This window comes from Streptomyces sp. NPDC050759, assembly GCF_044456945.1.
Taxonomy (GTDB): Bacteria; Actinomycetota; Actinomycetes; order Streptomycetales; family Streptomycetaceae; genus Streptomyces.
Window position 1 is genome coordinate 180 of sequence record NZ_JBITGI010000015.1, and the last position, 15,509, is coordinate 15,688.

The window sequence follows — 15,509 nt, forward strand, 5'->3', positions numbered from 1 at the left end:
GGCGGGGGGGGGGGGGCGCCGCCCGGGGGCGGGGGGCGGGTTTTCTGGCGCGGGGCTCGGTAACGGACGCCGGCCGCTGCGGGCGGACACCCCCCACCCCGTCCCCTGCGCGCCGTACGCGGCTAACGGCCCGTCGTGGCGAACGGTCCATTGCGACGGGGGTGACTGCAACCCCCTAGGGGCGCGGGGAACTGCGCGACCAGCCCCCACCGGCCGACAGCCGCCCGACAACCTGACCCGGCACCCCCGTAGGCGCCCTGCCCAAGCCCAGCGCAGCCTTAGGCGCCGTCCCGCCCCACCGACGCCTCCGCCACTCGCGAACCGCTCTCCGTCGTCGTCGGGGACTCGCGGCGCGTCGTCAGTCGTGTTGCCAGGGGCTCCGTGTAGCGGGCTGTGAGGGGGCCGAGGATGACCAGGATGAGGACGTAGGCCGTGGCCAGGGGGCCCAGGGAGGGTTCTATGCCGGCGGAGACCGCCAGGCCCGCTATGACGATGGAGAACTCGCCGCGGGCGACCAGGGCGCCGCCGGTGCGCCAGCGGCCCTTGGGGGAGATTCCGGCTCGGCGGGCTGCCCAGTAGCCGGTGGCGATCTTTGTGGCTGCGGTGACCAGGGCGAGAGCGAGGGCGGGGAGCAGGACCGGGGGGATGCTCGCCGGGTCTGTGTGGAGGCCGAAGAAGACGAAGAAGACCGCGGCAAAGAGGTCGCGCAGGGGGCTCAGGAGGGTGTGGGCGCCCTCGGCCACCTCGCCCGAGAGGGCTATGCCCACGAGGAACGCGCCCACCGCTGCCGAGACCTGGAGTTGCTGGGCCACGCCCGCCACCAGGATCGTCAGGCCCAGGACCACCAGCAGGAGCTTCTCCGGGTCGTCGCTCGAGACGAAGCGGGAGATCAGGCGGCCGTAGCGGACCGCTACGAAGAGGACCAGGCCGGCCGCGCCCAGGGCGATCGCCAGGGTCAGGCTTCCGGCCAGCAGGCCCGCGCCGGCCACGAGGGCGGTGACGATGGGCAGGTAGACCGCCATCGCCAGGTCCTCCAGGACCAGGACGCTGAGGATCACCGGGGTTTCCCTGTTGCCGACTCGGCCGAGGTCGCCCAGGACCTTGGCTATGACGCCGGAGGAGGAGATCCAGGTGACGCCCGCCAGGACCACTGCCGCCACCGGGCCCCAGCCGAGGAGGAGGGCGGCCGCCGCTCCCGGGAGGGCGTTGAGCGCGCCGTCGACCAGGCCGGAGGGGTAGTGAGCCTTGAGGTTGGTGACCAGGTCGCCGGCCGTGTATTCGAGGCCGAGCATCAGGAGCAGGAGGATGACGCCTATTTCGGCGCCTATCGAGACGAACTCCTCGCTCGCGCCGAGCGGGAGCAGGCCGCCCTCGCCGAAGGCCAGGCCGGCCAGGAGGTAGAGAGGGATGGGGGAGAGGCGGAAACGGGCGGCGAAACGGCCCAGGAGACCCAGGCCGAGGATGATCGAGCCGAACTCGATCAGGAGGGTCGCGGAGTGCACCCTGTCACTCCCGCCCGAGGATCGCCGCGGCGGCGTCCACGCCCTCGCGGGTGCCCACGACGATCAGGATGTCGCCGCCCGCCAGGCGGAAGTCCGGTGCGGGTGACGGGATCGCCTCGGCCCGGCGCAGGACCGCCACGACGGACGCGCCGGTGTCCGTGCGCATCTTCGTGTCGCCGAGGACCCGGCCGTTCCAGCGGGAGCCGGCCGCCACCTCGATGCGCTCGGCCACCAGGCCCAGGTCGGAGGCGTAGAGGAGGCTCGCGCTGTGGTGGGAGGGCTTCAGCGCGTCGATCAGGGCGCCCGCCTCAGAGCCGGTCAGGCGCAGCGACTGGGCGCAGGAGTCGGGGTCGTCGGCCCGGTACACGCTCACGGTCCGGGCACCGTCCCGGTGCGCCACCACGGAGAGATGGCGGTCCTCGCGGGTCATGAGGTCGTACTGGACCCCGATCCCCGGCAGCGGCGTCGCCCTCAGGCGTGGTGCAGACACGTTTCTTCCCCTTGTTGTTCGTGTGATCACGGGTGCCGGATTGGCATGCTGCCAGGCCCCCGTACGGTGGCGATATGGGTGACGTGACGGATATACGCGAGCGGCGGGGACCGGCGAGGCTGGGGCCTCGGGCGTCGTACGGGAGGAGTGAGGGCAAGGCCGTGTCGCTGTTCTGGCGGATCTTCTCGCTCAACGCCGTGGGCCTCGTCGTCGCCGCCGCGCTGCTGCTGGGGCCGGTCACCGTGTCGACGCCCGTCCGGCAGGGGGAGGCGGTGGTCGTCCTTGGGGGGCTCGCCCTGCTGCTGGTCGCCAATGCCCTCGTGCTGCGGGTCGGGCTCGTCCCGCTGCAGCGGCTCGGGCGGGCCATGGCCGCCGCGGATCTGCTGCGCCCCGGTGTGCGTGCGCCCGTCTCCGGGCCTTCCGAGACGGCCGCGCTGATCACGACGTACAACACCATGCTCGACCGGCTGGAGGCCGAGCGGGCGACCGGCGCGGCCCACGCGCTCTCCGCGCAGGAGAGGGAGCGGCATCGCATCGCGCGTGAGCTGCACGACGAGGTCGGGCAGACGCTGACCGCCGTTCTGCTCCAGCTGAAGCGGGTCGCCGACCGGGCGCCGGAGGAGCTGCGGGAGGAAGTGGGACAGGCGCAGGAGGCGACCCGGGCCGGGCTGGACGAGATCCGTCGGATCGCGCGGCGGCTGCGGCCCGGTGTGCTGGAGGAGCTCGGGCTGCCCAGCGCCTTGCGGTCGCTCGCGGCCGAGTTCACCACGCACGGACTCACCGTGCGCCACCACGTCGGCGGCGATCTGCCCCGGCTGACCGAGGAGTCGGAACTGGTCGTCTACCGGGTGGCCCAGGAGGGGCTCACGAATACCGCGCGGCACTCCGCCGCCGACCGTGCCGAGGTGCGGCTCCAGTCGGTTTCGGGGGGTGTCGAACTCCTCGTACGTGACAACGGCAAGGGGGTGGGCAGGGCGGTCGAGGGAGCCGGGATACAGGGCATGCGGGAGCGGGCGCTGCTGGTCGGCGCGGTGTTCTCGGTGGCGCCGGGGCCCGGGCGGGGGACGGATGTGCGGTTGCGGATACCGGTCGTGGCGGGGGTGCGCTGATGTCCGCGCCGACGCGTGTACTGCTCGCCGACGACCACACTCTCGTACGGCGGGGAGTGCGGCTGATTCTCGAGGGGGAGCCGGACCTCACGGTCGTGGCCGAGGCGGGCGACGGTGCGGAGGCGGTGGAGCTGGCACGCGCGCGTGAGGTCGATCTCGCCGTACTGGACATCGCCATGCCACGGATGACCGGGCTCCAGGCGGCTCGCGAGCTGTCCCGGCGGCTGCCGGACCTGCGGATCCTGATTCTGACGATGTACGACAACGAGCAGTACTTCTTCGAGGCCCTCAAAGCTGGGGCCAGCGGATACGTCCTCAAGTCCGTCGCCGACCGCGATCTCGTCGAGGCGTGCCGGGCCGCCGTACGCGACGAGTCCTTCGTCTACCCCGGGGCCGAGCGGGCCCTCGTCCGCTCCTACCTCGACCGGCTGCACCGCGGCGACGACCTGCCCGCGCGGGCCGTCACCGAGCGCGAGGAGGAGATTCTCAAGCTCGTCGCCGAGGGGCACACCACGAAGGAGATCGGCGAACTGCTGTTCATCAGCGCGAAGACGGTCGAGCGGCATCGGGCGAACCTGCTGCACAAGCTGGGGATGCGGGACCGGCTGGAGCTGACCCGGTATGCGATACGGGCGGGGCTCATCGATCCTTGAGGCGGGACTGCGGCTGTGTGGCCCGACGCCGCCGCACCACATAAGCACCCGCGAGCCCTGCCCCGCCGAGTGCCAGTGCCACCCCGATCGCCCGCTCGAAGCCGGCCGGGCCCACGCTGCCACCGGACCCGCCCTGGACACCGAGCGTCGGAAGAGCCGTGGTCGGAAGAGCCGTGGTCGGAGGACGTGTGGCCACGCTCACGGCCGCGGTGTCCCTTCGGGGCAGCACCTCACAGGCGATGCCGTCGTCCCGTCCCTGGTCCTCGTCGAGCCGGTTGGGGTCGGTGCGGTCGCGGTCGAACTCCGCCTGCGCGTCCTCCTGGAAGCGGAAGTCGGCGCAGTCCAGGTCGCCTTGAGCGTGTGCGACGCCGGTCAGCGGTCCTGCGGTCGCCAGGACCGCCACCGCGGCGCCGGTGAGTGTGGTGCGTATTGCCATGGGTCGTGCCTTTCGGGTGGGGCCTCAACAGCCGTCACCGCGACCCTAGGGACGCGCCCCGGCGTCCGGCCCGTTGTGCTGGGCCGAACGGGCACACGTCGTCACAGGAGTGCGTCCCAGTCCTCGTCGAAGTCCGCGGGGTTCAGGAAGAGCACGTCCGACGGCAGGTCCGGGCCCCGCAGGGACTGTTCCGTCCAGATGCACTTGCCCGTGGGGGTGAAGCGGGCGCCCCAGCGGGTGGAGAGGGCCGAGATGAGCTGCAGACCCCGGCCGCCCTCGTCGGTCTCCGTGGCCCGGCGGATACGGGGCATGGTCTGGCTGCCGTCGTAGACCTCGCAGATCAGCTCGGTGGTGTGCAGAAGGCGCAGCCGGACGGGACCGCGGGCGTGCCGGACGACGTTGCCGACCAGTTCGCTGACCAGGAGCTCCGTGGTGGGGGACAGGTCGTCCAGGTCCCAGGCCGCGAGCTGTTCGCGGATGTGGCGGCGGGCCTGGCTCGCCGCCTTCGGGTCCTCGGGCAGGGACCAGCCGGCCATCCGGTCGGCCGGCAGCGCGTGCAGACGGGCCACCAGGAACGCCGCGTCGTCGGCCGCCTGCTGGTCCGTCGGCAGGAGCCCGGCCGTCAACGTGTCGCACAGGCGTTCAAGGTCTACGGCGGTCCCGTCGGCGTGGGCGGCCCCGAGCAGCCGCGCCAGCTCCGCCATGCCCTCGTCGATCTCCCGCTTCGCCGATTCCACCAGCCCGTCGGTGTACAGCACGAGCAGACTGCCCTCGGGCACCTCCAGCTCGGCCGTCTCGAACGGCGGCTTGGCGGCTCCCAGCGGGGGATCGGCGTCCGGCTCGGGGAAGTGCACGGTTCCGTCGGGCCGTACGAGAGCCGGCGGTGGATGGCCGGCCCGGGCGATGGAGCAGACCCGGGTCGTCGGGTCGTAGAGCGCGTACAGACAGGTGGCGTACGACGTCTCGCCCATGCCGCCGACGATGTCGTTGAGGTGGCCGAGGATCTCGCCGGGCGGCAGCTCCAGGTCGGCCAGGGTGTGCACCGCGGTGCGCAGCCGGCCCATGGTGGCCGCCTCCGGCAGACCGTGGCCCATCACGTCGCCGACGACCAGCGCGACCCGGCCGCCGGACAGCGGGATGAGGTCGTACCAGTCGCCGCCCACGTCCGCGCCCGGTCCGGCCGGCAGATAGCGCGCGGCCGCCGTGCACGCGGGCAGGTCGGGCAGCGCCTGGGGGAGCAGACTGCGCTGGAGTTCCCGGGACCGGGTGTGCTCGGCGTCGTAGAGCCGGGCCCGCTCCAGGGACTGGGCGACGAGGGCGGTGATCGTGGTGAGCAGGGCGCGTTCCTCGTCGTCGAGCAGGCGCGGCCGGTCGAAGGAGACCACGCACACGCCGAAGGTGTGCCCGGACGCCGTCAGCGGCAGGAAGGCCCAGGACTTCTTCTCGCCGCGGGCGGGGAAGCCGGCCAGTTCGGGATAGCGGGCGGCGTACTCGTGGGCCGAGGACATGAACAGCGGGAGGCCGGACGCGATCGTGTCCCAGGCGGGATCGCCGGTCGCCGCCCGGGAACGGCTGTCGAGGAGGGCCACGAAGTCCTGGGGGTAGCCGACCGCACCGACGTGGTGGAGCCGGTCGCCCTCGCTGACCTGGACCATCAGCCCGGAGGCGGCGAACGGCGGCAGCACCCGCCGGGCGACCGCGTCCACCACGTCCCGTGACGTCGTCGCCTTGGCGAGCTCCGTGGTCAGCTCGGCGATCCGCACCGCACGCTCGGCCGCGGCCCGTTCCGTCGCCTGCCGCTCCTCCGCCAGCCGGCGCTTCTCCGTGACGTCCTGGAAGTAGAGGGTGCGGCCGTCGGGTCCCGGCACCAGCCGTACGTGCAGTCGCCGCCGGCAGTCCGCGATGTACACGTCGAACCCGGCGGGCCTCTCCTCGGCCGCGGCCTCCAGACAGCCCTCCCTCAGACCCGGGACCTGTCGGGTGGCCGGCAGGTCCCACAGCAGGCGCCCGAACAGCTCCTCCTCGGAGAAGCCGAGGAAGCGTTCCGCCTCCAGGTTGGCGAAGGTGATCCGCCACTCGTCGTCCACCGCGAGGAAGCCGTCGCTCATGTGTCTCAGGGCCCTGCTGAGGGCGTCGCGCGCGGTGCGCGACTCGTTGCTCTCCCAGCCCACCCCGATCATCCGGAGGGGCTCGCCCTGCTCGTCGTAGGTGGCCCGGCCGCGGGCCTGCGTCCAGCCCCACGTGCCGTCCAGGCGCCGTACGCGGTACTCGGCCTCGTAGACGCTGTGGTCGAGGATGGCCCGCTGCGCCGCCGCCAGCGTGGGCGCCAGGTCGTCGGGGTGGACGATCCGCATCCAGTTGTCGATCCGGCCGGTGAAGTCGGTCGGGCGGGTGCCGTACAGCGCCAGGGCGGCCTCGTCCCAGATCAGGTCACCGTTGCGGATGTCCCAGTCCCATGAGCCGACCTGGACCTCCTTCAGTGCCTGCCGGAGCCGTTCGCCGCCCGGTTCCGCCTGGGAGGGGCCGGACGGCGGCGGTGCCTGGGCCATGCGGTCCTCGGTCCAGGCGACGACGTCCCGCAGGAAGTTCCAGTGCCGCGGGGTGGGTTCGCCCCGCTCACCGGCCAGGACGGTCAGCGCGCCGATGCTGCGCCGGCCGCTGAACACCGGGAGGGCGGCGAGGCCGGTGCCGGGCCAGGGGACCTCGTCCTGCGCGTCCTGGGACAGCGGCACCCAGACGCCCTCGCCCTGCTGGAGCGCGCGGGCCGGGGCCAGGGGGCCCTCCTGGTCGACGATCTCCCAGGAGCGGGTGAGGGCGGGTGGCAGACCGACGGACGACACCAGGCGCAGCGCGGACATCGGGCCGCGCAGGTGCATGGCCCCGCCGAGCGCGCTCAGCTCGCCGACCGCATGCCCGAGCGCCAGCCGGAAGACCTCGCTCTCCGTCGCACCAGGGGTGACCGTGCCGAGAAGAGCGAGCCGCGCGTTCATGGAGGGAACTTATCGTTCCCGTTTCCGTTCGAAACCTGCTTCACCGTTTCCGTCGAGCTGTCCTCCGCCCCTTCCTCACCTCAACTGCCCATACTTCACAGGAAGTTGCCGAAATCCCGGCCGTGTACCGTGCCGTCGGACCGGGCAGTCTCCGATCATGAGGAGCGGCATGGACATCGGTGTCTTCATCCCCATCGGCAACAACGGCTGGCTCATCTCCAAGAGTTCCCCGCAGTACATGCCGACCTTCGAGCTCAACAAGGCGGTCGTGCAGAAGGCCGAGGAGCACGGGTTCGACTTCGCCCTGTCCATGATCAAACTCAAGGGCTTCGGCGGCGAGACCGAGTTCTGGGACCACTGCCTGGAGTCGTTCACGCTGATGGCGGGCCTGGCCGCGGTCACCGAGCGGATCAGGCTGTACGCCTCCACACCGATCCTCGCCCTGCCGCCGGCGATCGTCGCGCGCATGGCGGTCACGGTCGACTCCATCGCTCCCGGGCGGTTCGGCGTCAACATCGTCACCGGCTGGGCACCCGGCGAGTACGCGCAGATGGGCGTATGGCCCGGCGACGAGCACTTCGGCAACCGGTACGCGCGGGCCGTGGAGTACGTGACGGTGATGAAGGAGCTGTGGAGCGAGGGCGTCAGCAACTTCAAGGGCGAGTTCTACGAGATGGACGACTGCGTGCTCTCGCCGCGGCCCACGGACGGGCACATCGACATCGTGGCCGCAGGGCAGAGCGGCACGGGCATGCGGTTCGCCGCCGGGCACGCCGACTACAACTTCATCCTGGGCAGCGGGGTGAACACACCGCTGGCCTTCTCGGACAGCGCGGCCACGCTGGTTCAGGCGGCGCGGGAGACCGGCCGTGACGTCGGTGCCCTGTCCCTGTTCATGGTCATCGCCGACGAGACCGACGAGGCCGCCCGCGCGAAGTGGCAGGACTACCACGACGGTGCCGACCACGCGGCGCTCGCCTACATGGCCGGGGAGTCGGCCACCGACACCAGCGCCGACGACTCCTCCACGGCCCGCACCATCGTGCTGCCCGAGGGCGCCGTGAACTTCAACATGGGGACGCTCGTCGGGTCGTACGAGAGTGTCGCGCGCATGCTCGACGAGATCGCCGGGGTCGAGGGGACCAAGGGGATCATGCTCGTCTTCGACGACTTCCTCGAGGGGATCGAGACGTTCGGGACGCGGATCCAGCCGTTGATGCGGTCACGGGAGGGGCGGGCATGAGAAGAGGCCGGCGCTGTCTCGCACCGGCCCCTTCGACACAGGTCACTCAGTCCGTGCCGAACTCCATGGCGGCCCGGTCCAGCAGGGCCTCGTCCTCCGAGACCTCGCCGCGCGACGCGATCGCCTCGGCGCCGCCCTCGGGCAGTTCCGGCATGGTGCCGATCAGCCCGGTCGCGGCGGCCTGGGAGGCGCCGATCGTGGGGCTGCCGGTGCCGATGAGGCCGAGACCGGCGTACTGCTCCAGCTTGGCGCGGGAGTCGGCGATGTCGAGGTTGCGCATGGTGAGCTGGCCGATCCGGTCCACCGGGCCGAAGGCCGAGTCCTCGGTCCGCTCCATCGACAGCTTGTCCGGGTGGTACGAGAACGCCGGGCCCGTGGTGTCGAGGATCGAGTAGTCCTCGCCGCGCCGCAAACGCAGGGTGACCTCGCCGGTGATCGCCGCGCCGACCCAGCGCTGGAGCGACTCGCGGATCATCAGGGCCTGCGGGTCCAGCCAGCGGCCCTCGTACATGAGACGGCCCAGGCGCCGGCCCTCGTTGTGGTACTGGGCGACGGTGTCCTCGTTGTGGATGGCGTTGACGAGCCGCTCGTAGGCCGCGTGCAGCAGGGCCATGCCGGGCGCCTCGTAGATGCCGCGGCTCTTCGCCTCGATGATCCGGTTCTCGATCTGGTCGGACATGCCGAGGCCGTGCCGGCCGCCGATCGCGTTGGCCTCCATGACCAGGTCGACGGCGGAGCCGAACTCCTTGCCGTTGATGGTCACCGGTCGGCCCTGGTCGAAGCCGATCGTCACGTCCTCGGGCGCGATCTCGACCGACGGGTCCCAGAACTTGACGCCCATGATCGGCTCGACGGTCTCGATGCCGGTGTTGAGGTGCTCCAGGGTCTTGGCCTCGTGCGTGGCGCCCCAGATGTTGGCGTCCGTGGAGTACGCCTTCTCGGTTGAGTCCCGGTACGGCAGCTGGTGCGCGACCAGCCACTCGGACATCTCCTTGCGGCCGCCGAGCTCGGTCACGAAGTCCGCGTCCAGCCAGGGCTTGTAGATCCGCAGGTTCGGGTTGGCGAGCAGACCGTAGCGGTAGAACCGCTCGATGTCGTTGCCCTTGAAGGTCGAGCCGTCGCCCCAGATCTGGACGTTGTCCTCCAGCATCGCCCGGACCAGGAGCGTGCCGGTGACGGCGCGGCCCAGGGGCGTGGTGTTGAAGTACGCGCGTCCGCCCGAGCGGATGTGGAACGCCCCGCAGGTGAGCGCGGCCAGTCCCTCCTCGACCAGCGCGGCACGGCAGTCGACCAGGCGCGCGATCTCGGCACCGTAGGCCTGCGCGCGGCCGGGCACCGAGTCGATGTCGGGCTCGTCGTACTGGCCGATGTTCGCGGTGTAGGTGCAGGGGATGGCGCCCTTGTCGCGCATCCACGCGACCGCGACGGAGGTGTCGAGACCGCCGGAGAAGGCGATGCCGACGCGCTCGCCGGCGGGGAGGGACGTGAGGACCTTGGACATAGGAAGATTATGCATCACCGCGCATGGTCATGCAAAGCCCCTCAGTGCCACCCCTCACGTGATTCACGTCATCCGTGCAGCCGCCTCGAAAGTCGGCGCCTGTCGGCCCCGACAATGGCGTGGGCGTGGGCGGTGAGCGCGCGCAGACCCCCGTCGCTCAGGTCCGCGACCACGTCCTCGATCCCGGGGTCCACGGAGGGAGCTCGCCACGTTCACCACCAGGGCCACCCCGCGCTCCAGGGGCGTGCACGCCTGCTGCGAGCGGCCGACACCACCGGCACCGGGGTTCGGGCGCTCCGCGGGTCAGGCCCGCCGCACGCCTTGCGGCGGACAGGTCCCAGGTGTCCGCTTCGTGGTGGTCGGGGGAGAGGTCCGGTCCGGAGGGGGCGGGAGCGCGGGGAGCCGCTCACCCCGGGACGGGCGCTCCCCGCAAGCGCCTACCCTTGACCCATGACCATCAGCAGCGACCGGAGCCCGGCAGTGGACGTTTCATCTCCGAAAACGTATGAAGTGCGCACGTACGGGTGCCAGATGAACGTCCACGACTCCGAGCGATTGTCCGGGCTGCTGGAGGAGGCGGGATACGTGCCCGCCCCCGAGGGCTCCGACGGGGACGCGGACGTCGTCGTCTTCAACACCTGCGCGGTGCGGGAGAACGCCGACAACCGGCTCTACGGCAACCTCGGCCGGCTCGCGCCGCGCAAGGCCTCGCGGCCCGGCATGCAGATCGCGGTCGGCGGCTGTCTCGCGCAGAAGGACCGCGACACCATCGTGAAGAAGGCGCCCTGGGTGGACGTCGTCTTCGGCACGCACAACATCGGCAAACTGCCGGTCCTGCTGGAACGCGCGCGCGTGCAGGAAGAGGCGCAGGTCGAGATCGCCGAGTCCCTTGAGGCGTTCCCGTCCACGCTGCCGACCCGGCGCGAGAGCGCCTACGCGGCCTGGGTGTCGATCTCCGTCGGCTGCAACAACACCTGCACCTTCTGCATCGTCCCGGCCCTGCGCGGCAAGGAGAAGGACCGTCGCACCGGCGACATCCTCGCCGAGATCGAGACACTGGTCGGCGAAGGCGTCTCCGAGATCACGCTGCTCGGCCAGAACGTCAACGCGTACGGCTCCGACATCGGCGACCGCGAGGCGTTCAGCAAGCTGCTGCGCGCGTGCGGGGCGATCGAGGGCCTGGAGCGCGTCCGCTTCACCTCCCCGCACCCGCGCGACTTCACCGACGACGTCATCGCGGCGATGGCCGAGACGCCGAACGTCATGCCGCAGCTGCACATGCCCCTGCAGTCCGGCTCCGACACGGTGCTGAAGGCGATGCGCCGCTCGTACCGCCAGGAGCGCTACCTGGGGATCATCAAGAAGGTGCGCGCCGCCATCCCGCACGCGGCGATCACCACCGACATCATCGTGGGCTTCCCCGGCGAGACCGAGGAGGACTTCGAGCAGACCATGCACGTGGTCCGCGAGGCCCGCTTCACGCAGGCCTTCACCTTCCAGTACTCCAAGCGTCCCGGGACCCCCGCCGCGACCATGGAGAACCAGATCCCCAAGGAGGTCGTCCAGGCGCGCTACGAGCGTCTTGTCGCCCTCCAGGAGGAGATCTCCTGGGAGGAGAACAAGAAGCAGGTCGGCCGCACCCTGGAGCTGATGGTCGCCGAGGGCGAGGGCCGCAAGGACGGCGCCACCCACCGCCTCTCCGGCCGCGCCCCCGACAACCGCCTGGTCCACTTCACCAAGCCCGACCAGGAGGTCCGCCCCGGCGACGTGGTCACGGTCGAGATCACCTACGCTGCCCCCCACCACCTCCTCGCCGAGGGCGCCGTCCTCGATGTGCGCCGCACGCGCGCGGGGGACGCATGGGAGAAGCGGAACGCGGCAGAGGCCGCCGAACCCGCGGGTGTCATGCTGGGCCTCCCGAAGATCGGGGTCCCCGAGCCGCTGCCGGCGGCCACGGGCGGCTGCGCGGCGCACTGAGCGCCCGCCGCCGGTCAGGGAGGAGAGGCGGGGCGGGGCATGGGGCGCTGGGTGGTTTTGGTCGACCGCAGTTTCGGGGACCATCACGACCTCGACGAGGTGGCGCACTTCGAGGGCACCCGGGAAGAGGCCCGCGCCCGCCTGTACGAGATCGCCTGTACCCACCGTCCACGCGTCGCTCTGCGCCAGAAGCGCCGACAGGTCTACCGGATCGGCGACGGGGACGCCTACTACGCGAACATCGAGGGCATGATGGCCACTTTTCGCGTGGTGTACCGGCTCGCCGAACTGACGTGGAGCACCCATCCCGAGTCCTGGCCGTGGGCCTGGAAGTAGGCTGCCGATCATGCTTGTAGCAGCCGCTGTCTGTCCGTGTCCGCCCCTTCTCGTGCCGCCGGTCGCCGCCGGGGCGGCGCCCGAGCTCGACGGGGCCCGCGCCGCCTGCACGGACGCGCTGGGCGTGCTCGCGGCGGCCCGGCCGGACCACCTCGTCGTCGTGGGGCCCGCCGAGCAGAGCGGGCGCGGCCCGCACCCGCAGGGCGCCCGCGGCTCGTTCCGCGGCTTCGGGGTGGACGTGGACGTGCGGCTCGGGCCGGAGCGGGGACCGGCCCCACAGCGCCCGCTGCCCGCCTCCCTCGCCGTCGCCGCCTGGCTGCTGGACCGCATCGGCTGGTCCGACACCCCGGTCGAGGGACTCGGTGTGGGGGAACCTCTGGAGCCCGAGCGGTGTATTCAGACCGGGAGGGACATCGCCGCCCGGGCGGAGCGGGTGGCGCTGCTGGTGATGGGCGACGCCAGCGCCTGCCGCACGCTCAAGGCGCCCGGCTACCTGGACGAGCGCGCGGCCCCGTTCGACGCGGAGGTCGCGCGGGCGCTGGGCTCGGCCGACGTGGCGGCCCTGCAAGCGCTGGACGCCGAGCTGGCGTACGAACTGAAGGCCTCCGGCCGGGCCTGCTGGCAGGTCCTCGCGGGCGCGGCCGAGGGCGCGGACCTCGGCGGCTCGCTGTTGTACGAGGACGCGCCGTACGGCGTGGGGTACGTGGTCGCGACCTGGTCCTGACGGCTGGAGGACCCCCAGGAGCCGTAGAGAAGTCCCGGGCGGGAAAACGGCGGCCGGCCGGGGGCGGTCCTGCCCCGCGGCCGTCCGTCGGTGTGCCGTGCTGCCGTTCAGGAAGCCGGCGGCGGTGAGGCCGGTGGCGGCGTGCTGCCGCCGCCCGGTCCCTCCGTGCCGTCCTTGTGCGCGAGTCGGTCCATGGCGCCCTTGGCCTTGCCCATGCCCGTCTGGATCTTGCCGCTGTACTTTCCGCTGGTCTTCTCGTCCACCACCTGCGCGGCCTTGTCGAGGCCGTGCTGGACCTTGTCCCCGTGCTGTTGCGCGAGGCCGGAGACCTTGTCCTTGGCCGGGCCGAGCTTGGCCTTCACCTTGTCCAGGAGACCCATCGTTCGCCTTCCCACGCGGGGCAGTTACGTTCGGGCGCCCTCACCGGCCTCACGGTCGGCCGCCTCGTCGGCGGACTGCTGCTTGGGGATCTCGACGCCCTCGGCGGCGGTGTCCTCGCCGGCCTCCGTCGCCGTCGCTCCGTCCGCGTCCTCGGCCGTGTCGGCGACCTCGGCCTCGGTCCTGCCCTCGGCCTGGGGTTCGGTCTCGACCTCGGCCTTGGCGTCGGTCGACGCCTTCGCCTCTCCCGCCTCCTCCGCCGCGGGCTCGGCCGTCCGGATGTCGGCCTGCGCCTCGGCGGTTGACGCCTCCTCCGTGGCCTTCGACCTCCGGAGAAGTCGTGCGAAAACGCCCATATCCACTCCATACGTTACTCGTGCGGGGGGAACCCCGCGTCGTCCGGAGCGCCCGATTGCGCCACCCGGATCGCCGCCTCCGCGAACAGGGCGGCGGAAACCACGCAACTGGCAACGACACCGGACCCGCGTCGTCACGTAACTCGTTCGAGGTGGTGCTCCCGGGTTTGCGAGACTGGGGCGGTGAGCAGCGCACCCCCCTCCCCCCGCGTCATCGCCGTCGTCGGACCCACCGCCGCCGGAAAGTCCGATCTGGGCGTCTTCCTCGCCCGGCGACTGGGAGGCGAGGTCGTCAACGCCGACTCCATGCAGCTCTACCGAGGGATGGATATCGGCACCGCCAAGCTGACGCCCGAGGAACGCGGCGGCGTCCCGCACCACCTCCTGGACATCTGGGACGTGACCGTCACGGCGTCCGTCGCCGAGTACCAGAGGCTGGCCCGTGCCCGGATCGACGCGCTGCTCGCCGAGGGCCGCTGGCCGATCCTCGTCGGCGGCTCCGGGCTGTACGTCCGCGGGGCGGTCGACAACCTGGAGTTCCCCGGCACCGACCCCGACGTCAGGGCCCGTCTGGAGGAGGAACTCGTGCTGCGCGGCTCCGGCGCGCTGCACGCCCGCCTCTCCGCCGCCGACCCCGGGGCCGGGCAGGCGATCCTGCCCAGCAACGGCCGCCGTATCGTCCGGGCCCTCGAGGTGATCGAGATCACCGGCAAGCCCTTCACCGCCAACCTCCCCGGCCACGACTCGGTCTACGACACCGTCCAGATCGGCGTCGACGTCGCGCGGCCCGAGCTCGACGAGCGCATCGCGCGCCGTGTCGACCGGATGTGGGAGGCGGGGCTCGTGGACGAGGTGCGGGAGCTGGAAGCGCGGGGGTTGCGAGAGGGGCGCACGGCCTCGCGTGCGCTCGGGTACCAGCAGGTGCTCGCGGCGCTCTCGGGGGAGTGCACGATGGAGGACGCGCGGACCGAGACCATCCGTGCCACGAAACGCTTCGCGCGCCGTCAGGATTCATGGTTCAGGCGCGATCCACGGGTGCACTGGTTGAGTGGGGCTGCGGCGCATCTCACAGAACTTCCGCAGCTCGCACTGGCGTTGGTCGAACGACCGGTTACAGCCTGATCACGTCCTGGCATCGGGACGCTCCGGCCGTCATCCGGGCCTCCGGCGCCGTGCCATCATCGAGCTTCGATCGACCAAGTGGAGTCCGAGTTGGGAGGGCGCGTGGCGATGGAGGCCGGCCCTCGCGACACCGCACACGGCACCGAGCCCCTCACCGCCGAGAGCGGTGAACCGGAGCAGGACGCAGACCGTCTGAGCCCCGACGGGCCCGACGAGACCCAGGGCGGTGTGACCGCCGACGGTCCCGAGCCCGAGGAGATGTTCCCGGGCGGGGAAGAGGTCGAGGTCGAGCTGCGCCCGCAGCGCCGTCTGCGGATCTGGCAGCTCGCTCCCATCGTCTCGCTGGCCGCGGTCGGCTCCCTGATGTTCGCCTTCCCCCTGGCCTTCGATTTCGGCGACAGCGGAGCGGTGATCGCGATGCTGGGCCTGCTGATCTGCTCCTGTGCGGCGGGCTGGGGCATGATGGCCGCACGCCGGGTTGGTTACACGTGGCCGGGACTGCCGCAGCGGGGATCCGGCCGCCGCGCGAACTGGCGGGTCGTGCTCGGGTACGTGTTGCTGGTAGCGGTTGTGGTCGTTCTCGCGGTCTGGCGCGTGGCGAGGCTCCGCTAGAGGCTTTCAGGGGTGCGGGGCTGTGTCGATCTACGGCTATCGCTGCGTGGGCGCGACCAGCCGATGAGCTGGGGGCCGCC

15 protein-coding genes are annotated in these 15,509 nt (G+C 71.7%); 8 read left to right on the top strand and 7 right to left on the bottom strand.

Annotated features, from left to right (window positions below; genetic code table 11):
• Positions 1–278: 278 nt before the first annotated feature.
• Both ACIBJB_RS35125 and ACIBJB_RS35130 read right to left on the bottom strand, forming a co-directional pair.
• Positions 279–1,502 carry a cation:proton antiporter gene (locus tag ACIBJB_RS35125; protein WP_398936766.1) on the bottom strand — a complete coding sequence of 408 codons (1,224 nt, stop codon included), beginning with the start codon at positions 1,500–1,502 and terminating at the stop codon, positions 279–281.
• Positions 1,503–1,506: 4 nt separating this feature from the next.
• Complete coding sequence (locus tag ACIBJB_RS35130) at positions 1,507–1,992, bottom strand: cation:proton antiporter regulatory subunit (RefSeq protein WP_398936768.1); 486 nt, start codon at positions 1,990–1,992, stop codon at positions 1,507–1,509.
• A gap of 161 nt (positions 1,993–2,153) precedes the next feature.
• Here ACIBJB_RS35130 and ACIBJB_RS35135 point away from each other — a divergent pair, with 161 nt between their 5' ends.
• Both ACIBJB_RS35135 and ACIBJB_RS35140 read left to right on the top strand, forming a co-directional pair.
• Positions 2,154–3,101, top strand: a complete 948-nt coding sequence (locus tag ACIBJB_RS35135; protein WP_398936770.1) for a HAMP domain-containing sensor histidine kinase — start codon at positions 2,154–2,156, stop codon at positions 3,099–3,101.
• Complete coding sequence (locus tag ACIBJB_RS35140; protein ID WP_266558755.1) at positions 3,101–3,754, top strand: response regulator transcription factor; 654 nt, start codon at positions 3,101–3,103, stop codon at positions 3,752–3,754. The genes ACIBJB_RS35135 and ACIBJB_RS35140 overlap by 1 nt, the downstream gene beginning before the upstream one ends.
• Here the strand turns inward: ACIBJB_RS35140 and ACIBJB_RS35145 are convergent.
• The gene (locus ACIBJB_RS35145) at positions 3,741–4,190 is read right to left on the bottom strand and encodes a hypothetical protein (RefSeq protein ID WP_398936773.1); all 450 of its coding nucleotides are present in this window, start codon (positions 4,188–4,190) and stop codon (positions 3,741–3,743) included. The two genes, ACIBJB_RS35140 and ACIBJB_RS35145, sit on opposite strands and share 14 nt — an antisense overlap.
• A gap of 101 nt (positions 4,191–4,291) precedes the next feature.
• On the bottom strand, positions 4,292–7,180 hold the full coding sequence (locus ACIBJB_RS35150; RefSeq protein WP_398936775.1) for a SpoIIE family protein phosphatase: 2,889 nt from the start codon (positions 7,178–7,180) through the stop codon (positions 4,292–4,294).
• A 169-nt stretch (positions 7,181–7,349) separates the two neighbouring features.
• Between ACIBJB_RS35150 and rutA the strand changes: the two genes are divergently transcribed.
• On the top strand, positions 7,350–8,423 hold the full coding sequence (rutA, locus tag ACIBJB_RS35155) for a pyrimidine utilization protein A (RefSeq protein WP_398936777.1): 1,074 nt from the start codon (positions 7,350–7,352) through the stop codon (positions 8,421–8,423).
• Positions 8,424–8,469: 46 nt separating this feature from the next.
• Here rutA and argG read toward each other — a convergent pair whose 3' ends face one another.
• Positions 8,470–9,924 carry an argininosuccinate synthase gene (gene argG, locus ACIBJB_RS35160; protein WP_398936779.1) on the bottom strand — a complete coding sequence of 485 codons (1,455 nt, stop codon included), beginning with the start codon at positions 9,922–9,924 and terminating at the stop codon, positions 8,470–8,472.
• A gap of 450 nt (positions 9,925–10,374) precedes the next feature.
• Here argG and miaB point away from each other — a divergent pair, with 450 nt between their 5' ends.
• From miaB to ACIBJB_RS35175, 3 genes are read left to right on the top strand one after another with little or no spacing between them, the layout of a single operon-like run.
• On the top strand, positions 10,375–11,901 hold the full coding sequence (gene miaB / locus ACIBJB_RS35165) for a tRNA (N6-isopentenyl adenosine(37)-C2)-methylthiotransferase MiaB (protein WP_398936781.1): 1,527 nt from the start codon (positions 10,375–10,377) through the stop codon (positions 11,899–11,901).
• A gap of 39 nt (positions 11,902–11,940) precedes the next feature.
• Positions 11,941–12,237, top strand: coding sequence for a hypothetical protein (locus ACIBJB_RS35170; RefSeq protein ID WP_398936783.1), 297 nt, complete (start codon positions 11,941–11,943; stop codon positions 12,235–12,237).
• A 10-nt stretch (positions 12,238–12,247) separates the two neighbouring features.
• The gene (locus ACIBJB_RS35175; RefSeq protein ID WP_398936785.1) at positions 12,248–12,961 is read left to right on the top strand and encodes a class III extradiol dioxygenase subunit B-like domain-containing protein; all 714 of its coding nucleotides are present in this window, start codon (positions 12,248–12,250) and stop codon (positions 12,959–12,961) included.
• A 107-nt stretch (positions 12,962–13,068) separates the two neighbouring features.
• Here ACIBJB_RS35175 and ACIBJB_RS35180 read toward each other — a convergent pair whose 3' ends face one another.
• Entirely contained in the window at positions 13,069–13,341 is a 273-nt protein-coding gene (locus ACIBJB_RS35180) for an antitoxin (protein WP_398936787.1), read from the bottom strand.
• A 24-nt stretch (positions 13,342–13,365) separates the two neighbouring features.
• Positions 13,366–13,695 (bottom strand): hypothetical protein, encoded by a 330-nt coding sequence (locus ACIBJB_RS35185; protein ID WP_398936789.1) that lies wholly within the window; start codon positions 13,693–13,695, stop codon positions 13,366–13,368.
• 183 nt (positions 13,696–13,878) lie between these two features.
• On the opposite strand from ACIBJB_RS35185, the gene miaA reads away from it, so the two are divergent.
• Together miaA and ACIBJB_RS35195 are read left to right on the top strand one after the other, a co-directional pair.
• A complete protein-coding gene (gene miaA / locus ACIBJB_RS35190; protein ID WP_398936791.1) occupies positions 13,879–14,817 on the top strand; it encodes a tRNA (adenosine(37)-N6)-dimethylallyltransferase MiaA in 939 nt (312 codons plus the stop codon).
• A gap of 108 nt (positions 14,818–14,925) precedes the next feature.
• Positions 14,926–15,429, top strand: coding sequence for a hypothetical protein (locus tag ACIBJB_RS35195; protein WP_398937091.1), 504 nt, complete (start codon positions 14,926–14,928; stop codon positions 15,427–15,429).
• Positions 15,430–15,509 lie beyond the last annotated feature (80 nt).